This window comes from Neobacillus cucumis (assembly GCF_023715505.1).
In genome coordinates this window covers 1-22,488 of the sequence record NZ_JAMBOH010000001.1, presented here as the reverse complement: position 1 = coordinate 22,488, position 22,488 = coordinate 1, and the positions used below count along the sequence as shown (strand labels likewise).

Here is a 22,488-nt window from a genome sequence, read left to right as displayed (position 1 = left end):
TTAGATGAGCTGTCACTGTTTGAATTAAAGGAGGTCCTAAATACCATTAAAAATGAACAGCCAACCATGTTCCCCGATGTTCCTACGATGTATGTGGCATCACAAGTCACCCGCCACCGGAACTATTGTTGATAAAAAGAAAGATTTAATTTTCGCAAGTGGCTAGAATATCTATCCCCGTGTCGCCGCACTTTATGGGAAGAGGCCGTGAAAAAATAGATGTTTGAATCCCCTAAGAAGACAGGTTACTTTAAAATAGAGAATGGTCTTTATGGTATAATTTGTATAACATATAAGAGATTGTGAGGACATAATGGTGAAGGAAAGAATAACGGAACAAAGCATCCGCTTATTTGAAAAGAAAGGTTTTAGTGAAACATCTATACAAGATATTGTTGATTCCCTAGGGGTAACAAAGGGAACATTTTATTATTACTTTTCAAGTAAAGAAGAGTTATTAATGGATATTCATCGCGGCTATATTGATGAATTACTGGTCCAGCTAGAGTCGATTTTTAACGATTCATCAAAGAATTATAAAGAAAAATTATTTGAAGTTGTATTTTTGCTCCTTTCGGATATTAAATCCCGAGGTTCTGCAGCGAAAATCTTTTATCGGGAGTTATCCAATTTAAATGAAGAACATTCCGCCTTAATTATTTCAAAGCGTGATCAATTCCGTTTAAATATTGAGGCGCTAATAAAAGCAGGGATTGAGAACGGGGAATTTCGTCCGGAAATCAATGCTTCTATTATTACATTTGGAATTCTTGGGATAACAAATTGGAGTTATCAATGGTTTAATCCAAACGGCAGCTGCTCAGATCGTGAGGTTGCTGAAATTTTTGTCGAAATGATTTTAAAGGGCATTCAAGTGAATCAATAATATAAAAAGGGGAGTGTTAATTTTTAAAACGTCCCCCTTCTTTTTTTTACCTATATACTAACTGGTTAGTATGTGGGTTAGCCTGTATGGTAAATTTAATCCATGTTTAAATAATTTATGTCTAGAAGAGTCGGAATTTTTTATTATGACAGGAGGAATTTTATGCCACGTCAAATGAATAAGGATACAATTCCAGTTCGACAAGGTGAAGAATTGGATTTGTCGGTTTTGGAGAATTTTTTGAGAAAAAATATTGATTTATTACCAGGAGGACAGTTGGAAATTTTGCAGTTCTCTGCGGGCCATTCTAATTTGACCTATCAGATTAAGATGGGGAATTGGGAGGCGGTGCTAAGACGTCCTCCGCTTGGACCAGTGGCACCGAGAGCCCATGATATGGGGAGGGAATACAAAATTCTCACTTCGCTAAACCCGATTTTTTCCGTTGCTCCAAGGCCGCTTCTTTATTCGGATGATCCAACTATTGTTGGGAGTCCATTTTTTATCATGGAGAGAAAAAATGGCTTGGTTATTGATACTTCTTTTCCGAATGGGGTTGAAGTGACAAGGGATCTCTGCCGGCGTCTTTCAGTGATCATGGTCGAAAAATTGGTCGAATTGCATGAAATCGACTACAAAGAAACAGGACTTGCCGAGATAAGTAAACCGGAGGGCTTTATGGAAAGGCAGGTCCATGGCTGGATAGGCAGATATGATCGGGCGAAAACCGATGAAATCCCAGTGGTAGAATCTCTAAAAAAATGGCTCGTGAATCATATTCCTAAACAGTCAGAAGCGGTGATTATCCATTACGATTATAAATTTAATAATGCCATGTTTAATGAGGATTTAACAGAAATGGCCGGACTGTTTGACTGGGAAATGACAACTGTCGGCGACCCGTTGGCAGACCTTGGTGCGGCAATGGGTTATTGGAATCAGGGAGACGATTCCGAATTATTGATTAATGGTTTAGGGAAAGCGCCTGTTACTGCTGTCCATAAGGGCTTTTTGACGAGAAAGGAATTCATTGAACTCTACGCTAAAAAAAGCGGCAGGGATATTACCAATTTCAATTTTTATTTAACCTTTGCCTACTTTAAGCTTGCCGTCATAGGCCAGCAAATCTATTATCGTTACAAAAAAGGGCAAACCAGTGACACTCGTTTTGCGAATTTTAACCACTTTGTAAAAAATTTAATCTTGCATGCTGCACTTGTGTCGGAAGAAAAGCTTTAATGGGGGAGCCGAATTGAAATGACAAAAATTCACCTTCTGATGAAAAAAGAAGAGATTATAGAAGAAAAAATGGCAGTTGGAAATAAGATAGCAGTCGTCTTAGATGTGCTTCTGGCGACCACAACCATTGTTTCGGCATTAAAGGATGGTGCAAAGGAAGTCATTCCTGTTTTGCATAGCCGTGAAGCAATGGGAGTTGCAAATGAGTTTTCACAGGGGGAATATATTCTGGCGGGTGAACTGGATGCAAGACCAATAGATGGTTTTGTTTATCCCAGTCCTACCTTAATTAGTGAGAACATTAAGGGGAAGACATTAATTTTGTCTACTACTAATGGAACGGTCGCTTTAAGGAAATCGGCTTCTGCAAATAGGGTTTATATTGGTTCGCTGCTCAACAATCCCGCAGTAGCCAAATCACTACAGGATTATACTGATGATTCAACCATCCTGATTATTTGTTCAGGTAATTCCGGGGAAACGAGTTTAGAAGATTTCTATGGCGCCGGGCACCTAATTGAATGTCTGCTAAACATAGGTAAATACGAATTAACCGATGCTGCAAAAACAGCCCTATATTTTTACCGAGGACAGGATGATTCCTACGAAGTATTGCTAGATTCATATGTTGGCAGGCTTTTAGACAAACATGATCAGCACCCTGACTTGAAGCTTGCTGCAACTAAAGGGATCACCTCAATCGTCCCAATCTTAAGAGAGGGGAAGGTAACAGTCGAACCTACGTTGTCCCTCCAAAACCAACGATGTCCCGCCAAATAGATTCATGCTCTAGTATAAAGCATTCCAGTTATTTTTTTATAAAGAGGTGGAAGATAGATGAGATTTGTGAAAACCATTGCTGTTGTAACGGGGGCAGGAAGTGGAATTGGCCGGGCGGCCGCTCTCCGGATCGCGAATGAAGGGGCAAAGGTGATTCTTGTTGGCAGGACAAGACAGAAACTTGAACAAACAGCGAATGCCATAAATGGGAGAACCAGAATCCCCATGGCTGAAGTATTTACGGCAGATTGCACCAACGGGGAAGCCGTTTCGGAATTAGCCGAGTATGTTCTACAGCATTACGGTGACCTTCATGTTCTCATTAATAATGCCGGTGGATCACGGAATGCCCGTATTCTGGAGATGACGGAAACAGAATGGGACAATGTACAAGATGTTAATTTGAAAAGTGTATTTTTAGTTTCGAAGGCACTTGGTAACATCATGGTGAAGGGAGCACAACGTCAGGATGGGAACCGCGCGATTGTAAATGTAGCTTCGTTATCTGGACATCAGGCAGGGGAGGAAATCCCTCATTATAGTGCGGCCAAAGCAGCAGTGATTAATTTTACAAGGTCACTCGCGCTAGAGTTAGCACCTTACGGAATTCGGGTGAATTCAGTTTCTCCAGGTTTCATAGAGACGCCCTTAACAGAACAGGGCTTGAAAAATGAACGGTTTGTAAGGGCAATTCAAAAGAATACGGCCTTGCAGCGTGTCGGTAATCCGGATGAGATTGCAAATGTAATCGCATTCGCAGCCTCTCCTGAAGCATCGTATATGACGGGATCTGATTTGCTCGTTGATGGCGGTTGGCTGATTAAGTAAGTAAGCTTTTAAACAATCCATTTTGGGAGGAAGATGTAAATGACGCAAGAACATTTATTAGTTGAAAAACTTGGTCCAGTCTTATCCTTAACCTTAAATCGTCCAGAAAGCCTAAATGCCTTCAGTCCGGAGATGATCTTGGGATTAAAAGAAGCCCTCCAGCAAGCTCAAAATAACGAGGATATCCAAGTAATTGTCTTGTCTGGAGCGGGGCGTGCGTTTAGTGCTGGCGGGGACGTTAAAACCATGGGGCAGGCAAAAGGGGTTCAAGTATATGAGCATATTGGCAAGCTCAATGAACTGATTTTATTAATGAAAGAGACCGAAAAGCCGATTATTGCTGCTGTTCATGGCTTTGCGGCAGGTGCAGGAGTAAATTTATCATTAGCCTGCGATCTCATAATAGCTGCAGAAGGAAGTAAGTTTGCGCTTAGTTTCTCCCAAGTGGGCCTCATTTCTGATGGCGGCGGGTCCTACCTACTTCCAAGGCTAATTGGCCCTCACTTAGCGAAACAATTCTTATTTACAGCTGAGCCAATCCCTGCCGAACGCTTATATCAGTTAGGGGCAATCAACTTTTTAGTTCCGTTGGAAAAGCTCCAAGAAGAAACAACCAAATATGCGTTAAAATTAGCCCACGGACCTGGAAAAGCTTATGGAAAACAAAAGAAATTAATTGATCAAGCATTTACCTCCACATTAGAGGAAATCCTGGAGCAGGAACGTCTCATTCAGACATTAATGGTCCAAACCGCGGACCACCAAGAAGGTATCACCGCGTTCAAGGAAAAAAGAAAACCAGCCTTTAAAGGAAAGTAGGAGTGGAATTTATGAGAGCGATACAGCTAAAAGAATATGGGGGACCAGAAGTTTTAAACCTTGTCGAAATTGAAAGGCCGGTTCCTAAAGGTCATGAGGTATTAATCGAAATCAAAGCAATCGGAGTCAACTATGCCGATACAGCCCGGCGGGAAGGACAGTATGTCGTGAAGACACCGCTGCCATTTATTCCTGGTGCTGAAATTGCCGGAGTCGTAACAGAAGTTGGCGATCAAGTCACAAAAATAAAGCCTGGAACAAGAATCGTGACATTAATTGAATCCGGGGGCTATGCGGATTTTACCCTAGCTGATGAACGGTCCGTTATACCAATACCTGAACAATTAGATTTCCAGACCGCTGCAGCACTGCCGCTTCAAGGTCTAAGCGCGTATCATATTTTAAAAACTATGGGTCGGTTGGAAAAAGGGGAAAGTGTCCTCGTTCATGCGGCAGCAGGGGGTGTAGGAACGATAGCAGTACAGCTTGCAAAATTGTTTGGGGCGGGAAAAATCATTGCCACCGCAAGCTCGGAAGAAAAGCTAGCCTTGGCCCGTGAAATGGGAGCAGACGTACTCATTAACTATACACAGTCCGATTGGGATAAGCAGGTTCTTGAGGCAACTGGCGGCAGAGGCGTAAATATTGCCCTTGAAATGGTCGGAGGTGAGGTTTTTAATAAAACCCTTAAATGTCTCTCCACATTTGGCCGCCTCGTTATATTTGGTGCAGCAAGCGGCGAACAAAGCCGGTGTTACCCAGCCTCACTCATGGCGAGGAATCAATCAGTCATCGGATTTTTCCTGCCACAAATCATGAGAAAACCAGAGCTGCTTCAGCCAAGTTTAGTAGAATTATTTACATATCTTGGTCAGGGGAAATTAAAGCTGACGATTGGCGGTGTGTTTCCTTTAGAAGAGGCGGCCAAGGTCCATACCTTATTACAATCTCGAAAAACACAAGGCAAACTGATTTTAGAACCTTAAAGAAATCATCTAGTGTAACTTGTTGAGCCAATAATCTAATAGATCTGAAAGGGTGACCGATGTAATGAAAGCAGTTGAAACTGTTACAGGTCGAATACCCGTTGATAGACTTGGAAAAACACTTATTTACGAACACTTTATTTTTGGCTACCCAGGATTTCAAGGCAATGTTACACTTGGTACATTTAATAAAGAGGAAGCATTAGAGCGGCATTGCCATAGCGAGGCGGTTTCAAAGCATGGTGTCCAAACCGTCGTCTACCCTTCCCCTAATGAATGCAGCAGAGACTCTCTATTTTTACGACAAATCTCGGATGCTACCAGTCTGCAAATTATTTGTGCGACTGGCTTCTACTATGAGGGTGAGGGGGCCACTCCTTACTTCAAATTAAGACAGGGAGGGGCTGGGAACAGCGGAAGAGGATATCGATCAAATGTTTATAACTGAAATTAACGAAGGCATTGCCGGAACGGGAATTAAGCCGGGGATCATCAAATTAGCATCGAGCAAGGATGAAACTACCGAATATGAAAAAATGTTTTTCCGTGCGGCTGCACGGGTTCAACAGGAAACCGGAATAGTCATTCTGACCCATACTCAAGAAGGAACAATGGGTCCTGAACAGGCAAGAATGCGGATTGAACATGGTGCAGATCCTAATAAAATTATTATTGGCCATATGTGTGGAAATACCAACCCAGAATATCATAAGGAAGTAATGGATGAAGGGGTACGAATCGGCTTCGACCGCTTTGGAATCCAAGTTCTTGCAGGGGCTCCGCTAGACCAAGATAGGGTTGCAACTTTAATCTCCTTATTGGAAGCGGGTTATGAAGATCAAATCTTATTAGCCCATGACAGCGTCAATATTTGGCCGGGCCGGCCTCCAGTGATGAATGAGCAAGTAAAGAAAATTATGGAGAACGGGCATCCTAGACATATTTTTGAAAATATCCTTCCAGATCTTAGAGAAAAGGGAATAACTGAACAACAAATCTCAAAAATACTCGGAGAAAATGCGGTTTCGCTTTTTGCTGGTTCTGCAGTAAAAATATAATAAAAGAACAAAGGAGGCTTGAATATTTCAAGTCTCTTTTTCTTGTTTATAAAATTTTCAATTGTGGACTGTTAATAAAAGGACTGTCGACGTACAGCTCCAGCGCCTAGCCCCCCGATGGTCTACAGCCACTCAGGGAATGAAGGCAAAGAACGCCTTCTTTCCTTGAGCGTCTTATGCTTGTCGGGACTGTTCAAGGCGCTTGCGTTTTTGTTCTGGAAAAAGCTTAAATATTAATAAACTATGAACAAACTCTTAATTAAAATGTAATTATGGTGCAGAGGGTTTGATATGAAAAAAATTTCGTATAAACTAAGAAGAAAGAGTTTTTTTGCTAGGGGATGAGTGATTGTGAAAATATTAGTGATTGAAGATAATAAAGGTGTCTGCTCGATGATTGAAATGTTTTTTGCTAAGGAAGGCATTGAAGGAGAGTTTGTAAACGACGGGTTAGAGGGGTACATTCGCTTTAAAAACGGAACTTGGGATGCCCTTATTATTGACTGGATGCTTCCAGGCATGGATGGCGTAACGATCTGCCGGAAAATTCGTGATGAAAAGTTTACTGTTCCAATTATTATGTTAACTGCGAAAGATAGTGAATCTGACCAGGTACTCGGTCTAGAGATGGGGGCTGATGATTATGTCACGAAGCCATTTAGTCCGCTAACCTTGATGGCTAGAATTAAAGCTGTAACACGCAGAGTACAGAACCAAGAGCATAAAGACCAAGACAACGTAATTAAAACGGACCGTTTTAAGGTTAATAAAATTACGAGAGAAGTATTTGTAGATGAAACACAGGTGACAAACTTAACACCAAAAGAGTTTGACTTACTTTCTTATATGGTGGAACATCCTCGCCAGGTATTCTCTCGTGAACAATTACTAGAGCGTGTATGGGGATATCAGTTTTACGGTGACGAGCGGACGGTTGATGTTCACATCAAACGTCTGAGGAAAAAGGTGGAAACAACGTCACAGCCTTTCTTCCATACCGTTTGGGGAGTAGGATATAAATTTGATGATGCAGTTAAAACAGATGAAGTTTAAGTACTTTTATCAGCAGTTTTTTAGTCATATTAGTATTATCATTGTTGCGTTTTTATTGTTAAGTATACTATTTGCTCATTATGTCGAAAACCTAATCTATGAAAATAAATCAGATGAACTGATTTCTTATGGAAAAGCAATTCTATCCGATTTAAAGGAGGCATCACCTCTAGACTCAGACGATGTGCTAAATCAATACAGTAATGTATTGGCAGCGAGAAAAATGAGTTTTAGTATGTTCGACCAGCATGGTCAACTCTATTTAGTTAATAAACATGGTCCTGCCATTAAAAATTTAAGTGAGAAGGAATGGGATAAAGTAACGAAGGGGAAGACTTTAATTGTCCAAAGCGATTTTAAACGTTTTGGGCAAGAAGGGGTCACCTTTGTTGTATTACCATATACAGAAAACGGAAGATTTTTTGGCGGTGTACTATTAACCTCGCCCATAAGCGGTTCGAGTAAAATGATTCAGCAATTGAATAAGTATTTACTGTATACCATTTTAATCGCCTTTGCAGTCTCCTTTTTACAAAGCTGGTTTTTATCAAGGATTCATGTTCACCGGATCAAGCGACTCCGTGAAGCAACATCACAAGTTTCTGTTGGAAATTATAATGTAAAAGTGAATTCTTCTAATTTTGATGAAATCGGTGAGTTGGCTAATGATTTTAATCATATGGTAAATAAGATAAATCAATCGATGTTAGAAATTGAAAGCCTTGAAAACAGAAGGCGTCAGTTCATGGCGGATGTTTCTCATGAAATGCGTACACCGTTAACGACGATAAGCGGCGTGATTGAAGGCCTGAAAAATGATATGATTCCTGAAGGAGATAAGGAACGCGGAATTAATTTAGTCAGTCAAGAGGCAAAAAGACTGATTCGTCTTGTCAATGAAAACCTAGATTTTGAAAAAATACGCTCTAATCAAATTACACTATTTAAAGAAGAGATACAATTATTAGAAGTACTTGAAATTATCCAAGATCAGTTGAGTATGCTGGCGGAGGATAAAAATAACCAAATTATTGTTGAGGCTGAACAGGAAATTATGGTACTGGCTGATTATGACCGGCTTATTCAGATTTTAATCAATATCACGAAGAATAGTATTCAGTTCACCTCCGACGGGACTATATGGCTGCGCGGCAGAAAAGAAGCTAATGCCACGATTATTGAAGTGGAAGATACGGGAATTGGGATTGATTCCAATGAAATCGAAAACATCTGGCGTCGTTTTTATAAAGCAGATATCTCTAGAACGAGTACCCCATATGGTGAATTTGGATTAGGTCTGTCGATTGTGAAACAATTAGTTCTGCTCCATAACGGTGAAATTGACGTTACAAGTGAAGAAGGACAAGGAACAAAATTTACGATTCGATTGAAAAACGAATAATGATTGGAAAAAGCTGCGGGATAACCCGCAGCTTTTTCATTTTTTCTACATTTTTTCTTAAACTCGTTAAAGTTTGTTAATAATTTGTTAAGATTTGTGAGTTAAAGTATACACAAGATAAGAAATAGATTAAAGGAGATCGATTAAGATGGACTTCAAAAATGAAAATGAATTCGGCGAAAACTATCAACCAAACTCATCTGAGATGAAGAATAATACAAATTCTGAAGAATTTTCTCTTGAAAAAATGAAGGACGAAAGCCATTCAAAAAATAGTGTGAATGCTGTAGATGCAACTTTCTCAGTAGAGTCAAACAAGGACGGAGAATTTGAAGACATCAAGGATACAAAGATTCCTGAAGAAATGGCTGCTCCTCCTATGATTGAACAAACACGTTCCAATAATCAGCAGGGCACGAAAAAGCGTAAGGCAACGGGATTTGTATCGACCATCGCAGCAGGTGTAATTGGATCCGTCTTAACCTTAGCTGTCTTACCTCATACCGATTATATGAACAACTTTAATCAAAATAGTCAAAATCAAGAGTTAAGCAGTCCTACTAGTAGTAATGCTGTTAAAACCGTAACCGCGCAGCCAACGGCGGTTTCTACTAATAATTCCGTTGCCGACACGGTTGAAAAGCTATCCAAAGCCATTGTTGGGATTGTAAATTATCAGCAACAGCAGCCAACGACGGATTTATGGGGTAATTCTAATTCTAACTCTTTTTCTGATTCTAATTCTGACTCTTCACAAAGTGTGGAAAGCGGCTCGGGTTCTGGTGTTATTTTTCAAAAAAATAAAACAATAGCCTATATTGTTACGAATAATCATGTCGTTGAAGGGGCCTCTAAGTTAGAGATTTCATTATATAATGGTCAAAAGACAACTGCAGAAGTGGTTGGAACCGATGCGTTAACAGATTTAGCTGTTTTAAAAATTGATGCAAAGTATGTTACCACTACAGCTAATTTCGGAGACTCATCAACATTGAGACCTGGTGACCAAGTATATGCGATTGGTAATCCGCTCGGGGTTGATTTATCTAGAACGGTAACACAAGGAATTGTTAGTGCCACTAACCGAACCATTTCCGTCTCAACATCTGCTGGAAATTGGGATACAAATGTTATTCAAACAGATGCAGCAATTAATCCTGGTAACAGCGGTGGTGCCTTAATTAATACGCAAGGTCAAGTAATTGGTATTAACAGTTTGAAAATATCTGAAACCGGGGTAGAAGGGTTAGGTTTCGCGATCCCTAGTAATGATTTTATCCCTATTGTGAACCAATTAATTAAAAATGGGAAAATTGACCGCCCATATCTAGGTGTCGGCCTAGCTGACTTAGACCAAGTACCACAAATGTACTATCAAAACCTTCCTCAAAATGTGACTAAAGGTGTTTTAGTGATGAATATTGATTCCAATTCTGCAGCTGGAAAGGCAGGCTTCGAGCCAAAGGATATCATTGTGTCAATGAATGGAACTCAAATTACTAATTCATCAGAACTAAGAAAATATTTATACTCGAAAGTGCAAATCGGTGACACCATCAAATTTGGGGTGTACCGCGATGGAAAACTGATTACATTAAATGCAAAAATAACAGTAAACTCGGAAGGATGAAGGTAAATTAATGGCTTGGATAAAAAAGAATAAACAATTGAGCGCTTTAATACTTGCGTTCATAATCGCAGCAGGAGTGTTTCTAACTTTTACCTTAATCCAGGATGATGCTGTGGCAAGCATTAATGGTGAAAAAATTACGAAGGATGAATTGTACACAAAATTGGTCAAACAGTATGGTTCGGACACGGTTGACCAAATGATCAATGATAAAATTGTAGAGGCAGAGGCAGGAAAGAAAAAGATTTCGGTTTCTAATAGTACAATTAACAGTGAAATTGACAAATTAAAAGAACAGTACGGTGGAGAGGATGCCTTTAATCAGGCACTCGTTGACAACAATACCACTCTTACTGCACTTAAAAATGATGTAAAGAATTACCTGTTAATTAAGAAACTACTTGAACCTGAAATCAAAATCACTGAAGACGAAATGAAAACCTATTTTGAGCAAAACAAAGATTCTTATGCTACCGCAGAGCAAGTTAAAGCCAGTCACATACTTGTGGCAGATGAGAAAACGGCAAAGGAAATCAAACAAAAACTCGATAATGGTGAAGATTTCGCAACATTAGCCAAAAAGTATTCGACCGATGAAAGCACAAAAGATAACGGCGGGGAGCTTGGTTATTTTGCGAAAGGAACAATGGTAACCGAATTTGATAACGTTGCGTTCACCTTACCAGTTAACAAAATTAGTGATCCGGTTAAAACAGAATATGGGTACCATATCATAAAAGTGGAGGATAAAAAAGCAGCACAAGCAGCAAACTATGAGGCAAGCAAGGCTAAAATAAAGGAAACCCTATTCGACCAAAAAGTTGATTCTGAATATCAGACTTGGATAGACAGTAAGAAAAAGAATTATGACATTGAAAATACTTTGAGTAGTGACGCATAACCCAACAACCAAGAGGTGAACAAAATGAATCGGGTCGGGAAACATGCAGCCAGTAGTCGAGGTGATGACCTGGATCTAATGAATATGGTGTTTGAGTTGCCGGAAAAAGATAAAATGGTCATGTGGTCTGAAGGCTATCTTGATCTGGTTATCGACAAATTACCGGAGTATGCCCGTGATATTTTGGAGAATCGCAAAGAAAAGTGGGAAGATACAAAGGCTTATTATGAGAAGCAGTTGAAGGAAATAGTGAAACAGGACGAATTTAAAATAAAAGTAAAGGGCGAACGAAAGGAGTTCGCTCTTTTCGTCATGGAGCATTTTCCGGAGTTACAATCATTATTGTTCTTAATATATGATGATAATTTAAAGGAGGATGATTTACGGAAGTTTGTTTATCGCAGAAAGTTTAGTTCTAGAAAAAGATACCTTCAATGACTTAAGAACGGCTCTCCTTTTTTTGAGATTGACTTTCCGAAGTGCGAAATTTTCCTTATAATGAGGAGTGTTCTTATTTCTAAAGGTGGGTTTTCTATGACGGTAAAGTTTTCTTTTACACAGGTCCTGTTTCTTCTGCATATCACTATAATCGGGGTTATCTTGTCAGTCGTCTATCACCAGCCACTGGTAATAGGCTTTCTTCCTGGATATCTTATTTTATTTTATTTTATTTTTACTCTCATTAAAAGCCACTTTCTCTATTAGAGAATCAATAAAAATTAGTATGATAGGTGTCCATAAAACAAGAATTGTCATCATCATTTTATTTTTAGTCAGTTTCTTGCTGCCATCCTGGTACTTATCAGGAACGATTGGACAAATGGTCAAGATTGCATTGAATTTTATCCATCCACACCATTTTTTTATTCTATCCTTCTTTATTACGATGATTTTCTCCATGCTGCTAGGTACGACGATCGGGACACTAAGTGCAATTGGGGTTCCGCTATTAGGGACAGCCGCGGTACTTCATCTCCCTCTTCCCATTGTAGCGGGAGCATTAGTTTCAGGGGCTTTTGTCGGAGACCGAACATCGCCTTTCTCTAGCGCACATCAATTACTGGCCCACACGGTCGAAGTACCAGTAAAAAGGCAAGGGAAAGCAATGTTTATGACAACCGCTACGGCCATTCTTTTTTGTCTATGTTTTTATGGAGTAGTGGACTCACACATTACCAGCAAGGCGTCTATAACAAGTGATCATTTGATTTGGAGTGAGCTGTCACCGGCGATGTTTATTCCACCGATCACACTAATCGTGTTGGTTCTTTTTAGAATGAGTATCATATATGCGTTCTTATCTAGTATTCTATCAGCAATTGTCATCTCGTTGGTCAATGGGACTTCATGGACAACAGTAGCAGGAGCTCTTTGGCATGGCATTGATGGCCTAGGCGGCGGTTTCATTCATATGTACCAGTTGCTGCTGTTTTTAGCCCTAGCAGGGGCATATAATGATCTTTTGGAAAAACTAAATGTTATTCAGCCCTATTTGGATAAATGGCTGGAGTCATCGCACAGTTTGCTTGTAGATACCTTGAAAACACTTATGGCAACACTAATCATTACGGTAATTGCTGCCAATCAGACCCTTCCGATTATTTTAACGGGGAGATCGTTTCTCCCACATTGGTCCCATTATTATGGAAAAGAAGAGTTAGTTAGAGTGATGGGTGATTCAACTATGCTATTTCCAGGGGTTGTCCCATGGAGCGTGCTTGCGATTATGTGCAGTACAATTGTAGGCATTCCGATGTTTGAGTATTTGCCATATGCATTATTTTTATGGGTATTACCGATTGATTATTACGATATTAGTTTCGCTCGGCAAGGGAATGCGTAATTCCAAAAAACACCGTACGGCAACCGCTTAAAAACGGGGGCTAAAATGGCTCTGTTTATTTTTCATTCGAATCCCAGAAGTTCTAGTTGAATGAAGTCCATTTTTTTATCATATAAGTGGTAATAAAGTAATTGGACAAGGAATGATGAGATGCTGAAAAAATTAGCGGTGATCGGATTCGGAAGCACGATGATTAGCGTGGGAATTAATATGTTTATTCTGCCGTTTCATTTAATAAATGGCGGAATATTTGGCATCAGCCTATTATTAAATTACGTATGGGGATTGAAAGTAGGTCTTATGTTTATTCTGCTGAATATTCCTATTTATCTATTTGCTCTCAAAAAGGATCCGATTTATTTCTACAATGGAATACTTGGCGCGGTTTTTTCCGGCTGCCTGATTGAGTTGCTACTCCCATTAAACGGATTAGTGAATTTACCAATTATCAGTAGTGTGATTACAGGAGCAACCATTATTGGAGTGGGTGTAGGGGTGATGCTTCGTAATCATATCAGTCCAGGCGGAATGGACCTGCTCGCTCTTTTAATCGCAAAATGGACAAAGATGAATGTTGGAGTTATTATGGTTACTCTTGATGCAGTGATTATTTTAACAGGCCTTTTTCTCTTACAGGATGCCAGACTTTTGTATTCATTGTTAATCATCTCTATTATTGGTATGCTGGCAACGATTATTACATCGTTCCGACGGGTTAGCATGTAAACAGAAAATAAAATGAAAATGGGTAAAAAATAAAAAGGATAGAGGAGGAGAAAGGTGAATCCGGTGGATGATCATTTAGCAGAGAATTTAAAGATTTTATTTGTCGGTTTTAATCCAAGTATTCGTTCTAGTGAACTTGGACACCATTACGCCAATCCTAACAATCGATTTTGGAAGATTTTATATGAAGCTGGACTAACAGAGCGGAAATATAATGCAGCAGAAGATGCCCATTTATTAGAGTTTGGCTATGGATTTAGCAATATAGTCGAGAGACCAACGAAGGCAGCAGATGAAATTACAAAGGAAGAGTACAGAGAGGGAAGAAAGACACTGAAACGAAAGATTGAGCGGTATCGGCCCAAGGTGGTTTGTTTTGTTGGTAAGGGAGTCTATCAAGAATATAGCGGTCGAAAGTCGGCTCCCTGGGGGAAACAAATAGAGTCAGTTGTCCCGGGGGTCATCGATTTTGTCGCACCTTCATCTAGTGGTTTGGTTAGAATGAAGATAAACGATATTGTGGATATCTACCGTCAGCTCCTAGAGATAGAATGAAATCGACGGGGAAGATTCTCCGTCGATGTTGTATTTCATTCGAATTTTTTATGATAATTTGCTAAAGCCATGAGCGGAAAGATATATCGGTAACTGTGATAATGAATATAAAAAGCACCTGCCATTCCTTGCCCTTTAGGATAGTCTGTAGTCCAGTCCATTTTCTCTAGATTATCAAGTAAATAAGTTATTCCTCTTTTAATAGCAGTTGTCGGTTTATCTGAAACGGAAATCAAAGCATCAAGAGCCCAGGCGGTATGCGTTAACGTGCTTGCAGGTAACGGGACATAAGTTTTTTTACTGTCACTAAGACAGGACTCTCCCCAGCCGCCGTCTTTATTTTGTTTATCGAGAATCCATTGAACCGCTTTTTCTAACGAGGTTTGCCGGACTGAAAAGCCAACTGCCATAAGGCCTGTAATTGCGGCCCAAGTTCCATATAGATAACAAATCCCCCACCTTCCGTACCAGGAGCCATCCCTCTCCTGATTCCTTAATAGCCAATGAATTCCTTTTTTTATTGCTGTATGATCCCCTGACAAATTAGTATATCGACCTAAAAATTCCAGCGTTCTCCCGGTTAAATCGGCACATGACGGGTCTGCGATGATAAATTCTCCTTTTTCGATAGGCAAAAATTGCAGCAATTTTGAGTTTGTATTTTTCTCAAACGCCGGCCAGCCGCCATCATCATTTTGCATCGACAACAGCCACGTAATGCCGCGATCCCATAATTGTGTCTCAGGAGGTTTCATACGTGAAATAGAACGAAGTGAGGCGGTTGTGTCATCTACATCCGGGTTAATGGTATTAATATCGGAGAAGCCCCAACCGCCAGGCATTGTCTTTGGATTATGAATCACCCAATCGCCAAATTTTCGATGCTGCTTATCCATCAAATAGTGATTGGCCTGCTTTACCATGGGATCGTTATGTGTAACGCCTGCAGCCTGTAAACAAAAACTAATTAAGGAGGTGTTCCACACATTTGCTGTTGTATATTGCATATGTGGAAAGCCGTCAATTTCACACTTCATCGATAGGATACCTTCCAGTGCCTTAGTAATCACGGGATCCGTTTTTTTATACCCAAGGGATAATAGGGCAAATATCATTAAAAAAGTAGAGCTATAGTAGCTGTAAAAAGTACCATCCGGCTCAAGATGGTCAAGCATATACTTTTTTGCCCGCTCAATCGCTAGCTGATGAAGCTGTTTTGGTAAACCTAGTAAGCTCTCAGCCCCGTCTTTAATAAAAGAAAATAAGGAACGATAGTCCTCTGAGCAGTCCCATTGACTTTTTGCCTCTCGGTTTAGATGTAAATCAGAAAGGTCAGGGCACTTGTCTATTTTGATTGTGAACTGTTTATCGGCCAAAATCATGATGGGAGTTAAATTAGCTCTGCCAAAAACGGAAAACGAATAAAAGTTAATCGGAAAATGCAGTGGCAGGAGAATCAGTTCGATTGGAAGCGGAGAATAGGAAGGCCAGGTGTATTGTCCGGTTATGGCAAGCATGACCTTTGTAAACATGCTTACTTGTTCGATACCGCCGTTAGCAAGTATGAATCGTTTGGCTGCAAGTATGCGTTTATCATTTTTAGGGTAGTTTCCCGAATACAACAAAGCATAATAGGCTTCTACAGTTGCCGTCAGATTACCCTCTCCCTCATCATAAAAAAGCTTCCATGCCCCATTTTTCTCCTGTTTGCTGAGAATTCTGTTTGAGAGCCCCTGAATTAATTCTTCATCATGTAATTCCAATGACCGTAATAAAATGATCATATAGGCGTCTGTAGATATGCCTGTTTCAAATGGATAGTCCCAAGAGCCGTTGGGAGATTGGTCTTTGCGAAGCATCTCAATAATCCAATCCATGCCTTTTTTTGTATCAGTCATCGTCCTTCACATTCCTCTCCCAAAATTCTCATCTATCTATACATATTCTCATTCATACTGGAGAATTCGTAAGGGAGGTAATGTGTCATTTTTTTTATCAGAAATCGTGAGAGACCACCGCTTGAAAGCATTTCGGAAAAATTAAAGAAAAAGAGAAAATCGTCGTTGTCACTGCCTCCGATTACCAAGAGTGAGGGGATTCTTCTAGATAAAATAAAGCAGAAAACCAGGGAATATAATTTAAATAATGTCACGAGAACGAGAGCCTATCTTGATTTTTATCTTCGCTACCCGGATATCCACTGGGCTTTTCTCGGCCATATGGTTTCCCGGAATGGCGGATGGAACATGACTGATTTAAAAGGGGAATTCCTGGCCCGATTGATGACAAAGAAGGATCGTCAGTTATTCTTTCAATTTCTAGAGCGGGGCAATTGGCTGATTTTTCAAGATGTTTATCCTCAGTTTTTACTTTATGAAGAAAGCCTAAAATCAAGAAAGCCCTTGTTTCATTTATTTGCTTATTTAAATATCTCCACTTTCATGGAAACGATTTGGAATCAGTTTTGGAGAACCAATGACACGTATATTCTTACGATGGCCTTGGTTATTAATGAACAAAGCTACCTAGAAAAAAGAGTGGTTCAAAATCCGCAGTATCAAAAAGATGTATTAAACAAATTTGAATTTTTACTACAAGATTGGCTTTCATTTAATCATATTCTTTTTCCTTACGGAAGAAAGAACTTGGCCGGTCAAACACTTCATCAGTTTGAATCATTGCATGAGAGGATTTTACTTGGTAAGAGATTATATAAGATTCTTTTTAAAAATAAAGAGATTCACCAAAAGGCAGTCGAATGGGCGAAAAGCTATCAACATACGGGTTCAAGGAAGGATTATTGGCCGCATATTTTTAATAGCGTGAACGAAGGGACACCTGGTTTTCCTTACCAGCTTCACTTAAAATCCTGTCAGTTGAGGCCAGGGGCAAAAAGGATTTTTAGCCCGATGCTAGAGATGGCTTGGAAAAATGTAAGTCAAAATGAAGCTGAAAAAGGGGATTGGTTTACAGATTGGCGTGTGGTGGATTATTTAGTAGAAGATGAAGAAATAATTAATGGGGAGATAAAAGATGAATATTGCAAAACACTCGAACGACTCGAACTTGCAGCACTTGCCAAAAAGGCCATTACCTTTTAAATATGAACTTGGCAGTATGGTGCTTTCTTCTTTGTTAGGGACTTATTCAGATTTATATTTTGTCGGAAAGAATTTTTATCATTTTCCTCTAAGGCCATTCCAGAAGATTTTTACGATTAATCTTGCGTTTACGTTAGTGGCGCTTCCATTAATGACACTACTGCTATTAAGGTGTATTTCGCAGCTGACCAATTGGGGGAAAGCAGGGGTTATCCTTTTGGTGAGCTTACTCATGCCTGTTTTTGAAAGGTTGGCTGAATTATTTGGCTTGTTTACTCATTCCGATAAATGGAACCATCTCTACACTTTTTTTGGTTATGGCATTTTTTTATCTATTGTTGTCGTATTTCATGAGTGGATGGGAAACAGAATTCGTGAATAACAAAAGCCGAGACCGCAGTCTCGGCTTTCGTGATGCCGTCAATGCGGCACCAGCCCCCTCCGTCCGTACAGTGGTTAAGTGTCCCGCAACAAGCGAATGTTCGGAGGGGGGTACTTTTATTATACCACAACTGCAGTGAAAATATTAGTGGCTAAACTTTCCTTTCTCGATAGAAAAGTGTATGATAAGAATGATTTTTACATAAAGGAGTGTTTTTCATGGCTAAAAAAGGATACATATTGATGGAAAATGGCGACAAAATTGAGTTTGATCTATTCCCAAACGAAGCACCTGGAACGGTAGCAAACTTCGAAAAGTTAGCAAATGAAGGCTTTTATAATGGTGTTATTTTTCACCGTGTAATCCCAGGTTTCGTATCACAAGGTGGCGACCCGACGGGAACAGGGATGGGTGGTCCTGGTTACACGATCAACTGTGAAACAGAAGGAAATCCACATAAACATGTTCCAGGATCGTTATCAATGGCGCATGCAGGAAGAAACACTGGCGGAAGCCAATTCTTTATCGTTCATGAATCACAACCGCATTTAAATGGTGTTCATACTGTATTTGGACAGGTTACTTCTGACTTAGCAGCGGTTAGAAACATGAGAAATGGCGATAAAATGGTTGAAGTTAAAGTGTATGATGAAGAATAGGTAATACAAAGGGAGCGGTTTCGCTCTCTTTTTTTTATGCAACAGAAAACGTCATTATAAAGTAGTAAAGGGAAAAACAAACGGGCACATTAACGTTGAAGCGATCAATTGGAGGGGCGATATGAAAAAGTTAGTGCTCGTGCTTATACCATTCTTGTTATTCCCTTTTCATACAAATGCTGCAGAAAATAAAAAGCAAACAAAAGAACTAAAGGCTGCCATTATCATCGACGATTTTGGCGGGGGGACCGGTGGTGTCCGTGACTTTTTAGAAGGAGATATTCCAATTACAGCAGCCGTTATGCCATTTACGGAAAGTTCTAAGGCCCATGCGGAATGGGCACATAAAAACGGTTTTGAGGTTATGGTACATTTACCAATGGAACCAAAGAGAGGAAAAAGATCATGGTTGGGTCCTAAACCAATTACAGTGGACCTCTCAAAAGAAGAAGTAAGGAAACGTGTAGAGGAAGCTATAAAAAGTGTCCCATATGCGGTAGGTCTTAATAATCATATGGGTTCGCGTGCGGTTGAAAACGAAGAAATCGTTCGGATCATTGTGGAAGTTGCTAAAGAAAAGAACTTATTTATTATCGACAGCGGGACAAGTCCAGGAACAAAATTTCCGGAGATTGCAAAGGAACTAGGGGTTCCACTTTTAAAACGAGACGTATTTCTTGATGATATCTCCTCCTCTTCCTATGTTCGAAAACAAATGGTCAGACTGGCAAAGGTAACAGAAATAAAAGGTAAAGGAATTGCCATCGGACATGTTGGTGTAACAGGGAAGGTTTGTTCAATTGGTGTATTTCAAGCAATGGATGAATTTAAAAAGCGAAATATTAAAATAGTACCCGTATCGGAACTATTTGCAGGTGAACTGACAAAAAAACATTTTGTACCATGAAAAAGGCAGCGACAGGCTGTCTTTTTTGATAGCTGGAAAACAATGTTCGTTCAGATTTCTTTTCCAATGAGGGCTAAACTGGTAAAATGGCATCTGACTTATTAAATTCACAATTCATTGTTTGATATATAGAAATCAATTAGGGAGAGGGAATGGGCAATATGAAGTTAGTATCTTGGAATGTAAATGGGCTAAGGGCGTGCGTAAAAAAGGGGTTTATAGATTATTTTCAGGAAGTAAATGCGGATATATTCTGCGTTCAGGAAACGAAACTACAAGAAGGACAAATTAGTCTTGACTTAGATGGATATCACCAATATTGGAATTACGCTGAAAAGAAAGGTTATTCAGGTACTGCTGTTTTTACAAAGCAAGAACCACTGTCTGTTAGATATGGAGTCGGAGAAGACGCTGGAGAAGATGAGGGAAGAATTCTGACTCTAGAATTTGCCGACTTTTTCTTGGTTAATGTCTATACGCCAAATTCACAGAGAGATCTAGCAAGAATTGGTTATCGCTTAGAATGGGAAGACCGCATACTTCAGCACTTGATGGATTTAGATAAAAGGAAACCAGTCATTTTCTGTGGAGATTTAAATGTGGCCCATCACGAGATCGATCTTCGCAATCCTAAATCAAATATTGGAAACTCGGGATTTACGGATGAAGAACGAGGAAAAATGACATCCCTGCTCGACGCTGGGTTCATAGACAGCTTCCGTCATTTTTACCCACAACAGGAAGGCGCCTATACATGGTGGTCGTACATGAACAAGGTACGGGAACGAAATATTGGCTGGCGAATTGACTATTTTATCGTTTCAGAATCATTGAAGGACAGGCTTAAAGAAGCTGAAATCCATTGCGATGTAATGGGCAGTGACCATTGCCCGGTCGTCCTTGAACTTAATTAAATCCCTGTTCGATAAGAATTTCTTATTACAGTATATTGAAAAACTGTAATTTTCTTCGTTGAGATACTGCCTTATAGTTAGTATAAATAAGGAATTTCTCGGAGGGATAACGATGGATCTCAAAAAGGATGTACAGCAGCAATTTGGAAAAAGTGCCGAATCTTATGTGAGCAGTCGGATTCATAAAGATGGAAAGGACTTGCAAAAATTAATAGAAATGGCCGAAGTAACAGGGAAAGAAGAACTTCTTGATGTTGCCACGGGTGGAGGCCATACGGCTAACGCGTTTGCTCCGCTAGTTAAGAGGGTAACCGCTGTTGATTTAACTCAGGAGATGTTAACCGCTGCTGAAAAATTTGTAAAAGGAAATGGGAATCAAAACGTGGAGTTCATAAAAGGGGATGCTGAAAACTTACCTTTCTCGAACGATTCTTTTGATGTTGTTACGTGCAGGATTGCCCCGCACCACTTTCCTAATATTAATGAGTTTATTAAAGAAGTTTTTCGTGTCCTAAAACAAGGCGGACAATTTTTGTTAGACGATAATGTCGTTCCAGAAGACGATCAATATGATCAATTTTATAATAAAGTAGAAAAATGGCGGGATTACAGTCATTTTAGAGCATGGAAGAAGAGTGAGTGGATTCGTATGCTTGAGTTTGCTGGTTTCGAAATTGATGAATGGCATCGTTTTGAAAAAACCTTTTATTTTGATTCCTGGTGTAATCGAATGAATTTACCTATGGAAGAAAAGAAAAATTTGACCCATTATTTCATAAGTGCTTCCGAAAGAATCAAGGATAAATTTAGAATTACGATTGAAGAGAGTCAAGTAGTATCTTTTCTGGGAGAGGCGATCGTTCTAAAGGCAATTAAAAAATAAGAAAAGACCCCTTTGCAAAAAGAGATATTCTCTTGGTGCGAAGGGTTTTTTTTAGATAAATCATATACCGTTTAGGGCTGTTCCTATTTCGTCAAATTCTGGTACCCTTTCCTCCAGGTTTAAATCTTCTATTTGTTCTTGTTCAATGGGTTGATTGTCTTCATCTTTTTTATAGAAATTAATATTCACTAATACAACATCTCCTTTTTAAATATTTACTACCATATTTTAACCAGTGTTGGGTTATTTAAAACCAATTCATTACCCAGGTTGTATTATTCTAGTTTTTAATTAGATAAGGAGTTTTATTTTTTTTAAAAATACCTAAAAAGATAGTTGACTATCTTGAATGTAGATAGTATTATTATCAATGTCGCTTCGACGAAATGATTTGAGAGCCAAGTAATTAACAACATTCATTAGAGGTTGACAAGTTTTAAACGCTATGTTAAAATAGTAAATGTCGCTAATTGATAGATTAGTAGACGGTGATTGTTCTTTGAAAACTAAACAAACAAAAACGTCAACAAACAATAATATTAGTTTCTATTTGAAACTAAGCCAACGTAACAAAATGAGCTAATCAACTTTCATGGAGAGTTTGATCCTGGCTCAGGACGAACGCTGGCGGCGTGCCTAATACATGCAAGTCGAGCGAATCTTTCGGAACTTGTTCCGGAAGGTTAGCGGCGGACGGGTGAGTAACACGTGGGCAACCTGCCTGTAAGACTGGGATAACACCGGGAAACCGGTGCTAATACCGGATAATCCTTTTCCTCTCATGAGGAAAAGCTGAAAGTCGGTTTCGGCTGACACTTACAGATGGGCCCGCGGCGCATTAGCTAGTTGGTGAGGTAACGGCTCACCAAGGCGACGATGCGTAGCCGACCTGAGAGGGTGATCGGCCACACTGGGACTGAGACACGGCCCAGACTC

Annotated in this window: 24 protein-coding genes and 1 rRNA gene; 23 read left to right on the top strand and 2 right to left on the bottom strand. The window is 39.7% G+C overall.

Going from position 1 to position 22,488, the window contains the following annotated elements:
* The first annotated feature begins 316 nt into the window (after positions 1-316).
* The 16 genes from M3226_RS00115 (at position 317) to mug (ending at position 14,706) form a co-directional block, all read left to right on the top strand.
* The gene (locus tag M3226_RS00115) at positions 317-886 is read left to right on the top strand and encodes a TetR/AcrR family transcriptional regulator (RefSeq protein ID WP_251562313.1); all 570 of its coding nucleotides are present in this window, start codon (positions 317-319) and stop codon (positions 884-886) included.
* A 162-nt stretch (positions 887-1,048) separates the two neighbouring features.
* Positions 1,049-2,125: a phosphotransferase family protein gene (locus tag M3226_RS00110; RefSeq protein ID WP_251561475.1), complete on the top strand. Its 1,077-nt coding sequence runs from the start codon at positions 1,049-1,051 to the stop codon at positions 2,123-2,125.
* A gap of 18 nt (positions 2,126-2,143) precedes the next feature.
* The gene (locus M3226_RS00105) at positions 2,144-2,905 is read left to right on the top strand and encodes a 2-phosphosulfolactate phosphatase (protein ID WP_251561472.1); all 762 of its coding nucleotides are present in this window, start codon (positions 2,144-2,146) and stop codon (positions 2,903-2,905) included.
* Positions 2,906-2,962: 57 nt separating this feature from the next.
* A complete protein-coding gene (locus M3226_RS00100) occupies positions 2,963-3,733 on the top strand; it encodes an SDR family NAD(P)-dependent oxidoreductase (protein ID WP_251561470.1) in 771 nt (256 codons plus the stop codon).
* 39 nt (positions 3,734-3,772) lie between these two features.
* Positions 3,773-4,552, top strand: coding sequence for an enoyl-CoA hydratase/isomerase family protein (locus M3226_RS00095; protein WP_251561469.1), 780 nt, complete (start codon positions 3,773-3,775; stop codon positions 4,550-4,552).
* 11 nt (positions 4,553-4,563) lie between these two features.
* Positions 4,564-5,538, top strand: coding sequence for a quinone oxidoreductase family protein (locus tag M3226_RS00090; protein ID WP_251561467.1), 975 nt, complete (start codon positions 4,564-4,566; stop codon positions 5,536-5,538).
* Between the two features lie 64 nt (positions 5,539-5,602).
* Positions 5,603-5,986 (top strand): hypothetical protein, encoded by a 384-nt coding sequence (locus M3226_RS32465; RefSeq protein ID WP_308211913.1) that lies wholly within the window; start codon positions 5,603-5,605, stop codon positions 5,984-5,986.
* The gene (locus M3226_RS32460) at positions 5,973-6,596 is read left to right on the top strand and encodes a hypothetical protein (RefSeq protein ID WP_308211912.1); all 624 of its coding nucleotides are present in this window, start codon (positions 5,973-5,975) and stop codon (positions 6,594-6,596) included. The genes M3226_RS32465 and M3226_RS32460 overlap by 14 nt, the downstream gene beginning before the upstream one ends.
* A gap of 351 nt (positions 6,597-6,947) precedes the next feature.
* Entirely contained in the window at positions 6,948-7,649 is a 702-nt protein-coding gene (locus M3226_RS00080; protein ID WP_251561465.1) for a winged helix-turn-helix domain-containing protein, read from the top strand.
* The gene (locus tag M3226_RS00075; RefSeq protein ID WP_251561463.1) at positions 7,621-9,051 is read left to right on the top strand and encodes a sensor histidine kinase; all 1,431 of its coding nucleotides are present in this window, start codon (positions 7,621-7,623) and stop codon (positions 9,049-9,051) included. The genes M3226_RS00080 and M3226_RS00075 overlap by 29 nt, the downstream gene beginning before the upstream one ends.
* Before the next feature lie 148 nt (positions 9,052-9,199).
* Positions 9,200-10,681 (top strand): S1C family serine protease, encoded by a 1,482-nt coding sequence (locus M3226_RS00070; protein WP_251561461.1) that lies wholly within the window; start codon positions 9,200-9,202, stop codon positions 10,679-10,681.
* Between the two features lie 10 nt (positions 10,682-10,691).
* Complete coding sequence (locus M3226_RS00065) at positions 10,692-11,582, top strand: peptidylprolyl isomerase (protein ID WP_251561459.1); 891 nt, start codon at positions 10,692-10,694, stop codon at positions 11,580-11,582.
* Between the two features lie 24 nt (positions 11,583-11,606).
* Positions 11,607-12,020 carry a hypothetical protein gene (locus M3226_RS00060; protein WP_251561458.1) on the top strand — a complete coding sequence of 138 codons (414 nt, stop codon included), beginning with the start codon at positions 11,607-11,609 and terminating at the stop codon, positions 12,018-12,020.
* A gap of 286 nt (positions 12,021-12,306) precedes the next feature.
* Entirely contained in the window at positions 12,307-13,425 is a 1,119-nt protein-coding gene (locus M3226_RS00055; RefSeq protein ID WP_251561456.1) for a Na+/H+ antiporter NhaC family protein, read from the top strand.
* 150 nt (positions 13,426-13,575) lie between these two features.
* Positions 13,576-14,151: a YitT family protein gene (locus tag M3226_RS00050; RefSeq protein WP_251561454.1), complete on the top strand. Its 576-nt coding sequence runs from the start codon at positions 13,576-13,578 to the stop codon at positions 14,149-14,151.
* Between the two features lie 54 nt (positions 14,152-14,205).
* Entirely contained in the window at positions 14,206-14,706 is a 501-nt protein-coding gene (gene mug, locus M3226_RS00045) for a G/U mismatch-specific DNA glycosylase (protein ID WP_251561452.1), read from the top strand.
* A 35-nt stretch (positions 14,707-14,741) separates the two neighbouring features.
* Here the strand turns inward: mug and M3226_RS00040 are convergent, their stop codons facing one another.
* On the bottom strand, positions 14,742-16,604 hold the full coding sequence (locus M3226_RS00040) for a terpene cyclase/mutase family protein (RefSeq protein WP_251561449.1): 1,863 nt from the start codon (positions 16,602-16,604) through the stop codon (positions 14,742-14,744).
* 96 nt (positions 16,605-16,700) lie between these two features.
* Between M3226_RS00040 and M3226_RS00035 the strand changes: the two genes are divergently transcribed.
* From M3226_RS00035 to M3226_RS00010, 6 genes are all read left to right on the top strand, one after another.
* The gene (locus M3226_RS00035) at positions 16,701-17,807 is read left to right on the top strand and encodes a DUF2515 domain-containing protein (protein WP_251562311.1); all 1,107 of its coding nucleotides are present in this window, start codon (positions 16,701-16,703) and stop codon (positions 17,805-17,807) included.
* A complete protein-coding gene (locus tag M3226_RS00030; RefSeq protein ID WP_251561447.1) occupies positions 17,740-18,189 on the top strand; it encodes a CBO0543 family protein in 450 nt (149 codons plus the stop codon). The genes M3226_RS00035 and M3226_RS00030 overlap by 68 nt, the downstream gene beginning before the upstream one ends.
* A 218-nt stretch (positions 18,190-18,407) precedes the next feature.
* Positions 18,408-18,848, top strand: coding sequence for a peptidylprolyl isomerase (locus tag M3226_RS00025; protein ID WP_251561445.1), 441 nt, complete (start codon positions 18,408-18,410; stop codon positions 18,846-18,848).
* A 121-nt stretch (positions 18,849-18,969) separates the two neighbouring features.
* A complete protein-coding gene (locus M3226_RS00020; RefSeq protein ID WP_251561443.1) occupies positions 18,970-19,755 on the top strand; it encodes a divergent polysaccharide deacetylase family protein in 786 nt (261 codons plus the stop codon).
* 161 nt (positions 19,756-19,916) lie between these two features.
* Positions 19,917-20,669, top strand: a complete 753-nt coding sequence (locus tag M3226_RS00015) for an exodeoxyribonuclease III (protein WP_251561441.1) — start codon at positions 19,917-19,919, stop codon at positions 20,667-20,669.
* A 112-nt stretch (positions 20,670-20,781) separates the two neighbouring features.
* Positions 20,782-21,552 (top strand): class I SAM-dependent methyltransferase, encoded by a 771-nt coding sequence (locus tag M3226_RS00010; RefSeq protein WP_251561439.1) that lies wholly within the window; start codon positions 20,782-20,784, stop codon positions 21,550-21,552.
* A 60-nt stretch (positions 21,553-21,612) separates the two neighbouring features.
* On the opposite strand, the gene M3226_RS32110 is transcribed toward M3226_RS00010, so the two are convergent.
* Complete coding sequence (locus M3226_RS32110) at positions 21,613-21,741, bottom strand: hypothetical protein (RefSeq protein ID WP_285857667.1); 129 nt, start codon at positions 21,739-21,741, stop codon at positions 21,613-21,615.
* A gap of 400 nt (positions 21,742-22,141) precedes the next feature.
* Here M3226_RS32110 and M3226_RS00005 point away from each other — a divergent pair.
* Positions 22,142-22,488, top strand: a 16S ribosomal RNA gene (locus M3226_RS00005); the annotation flags it as partial.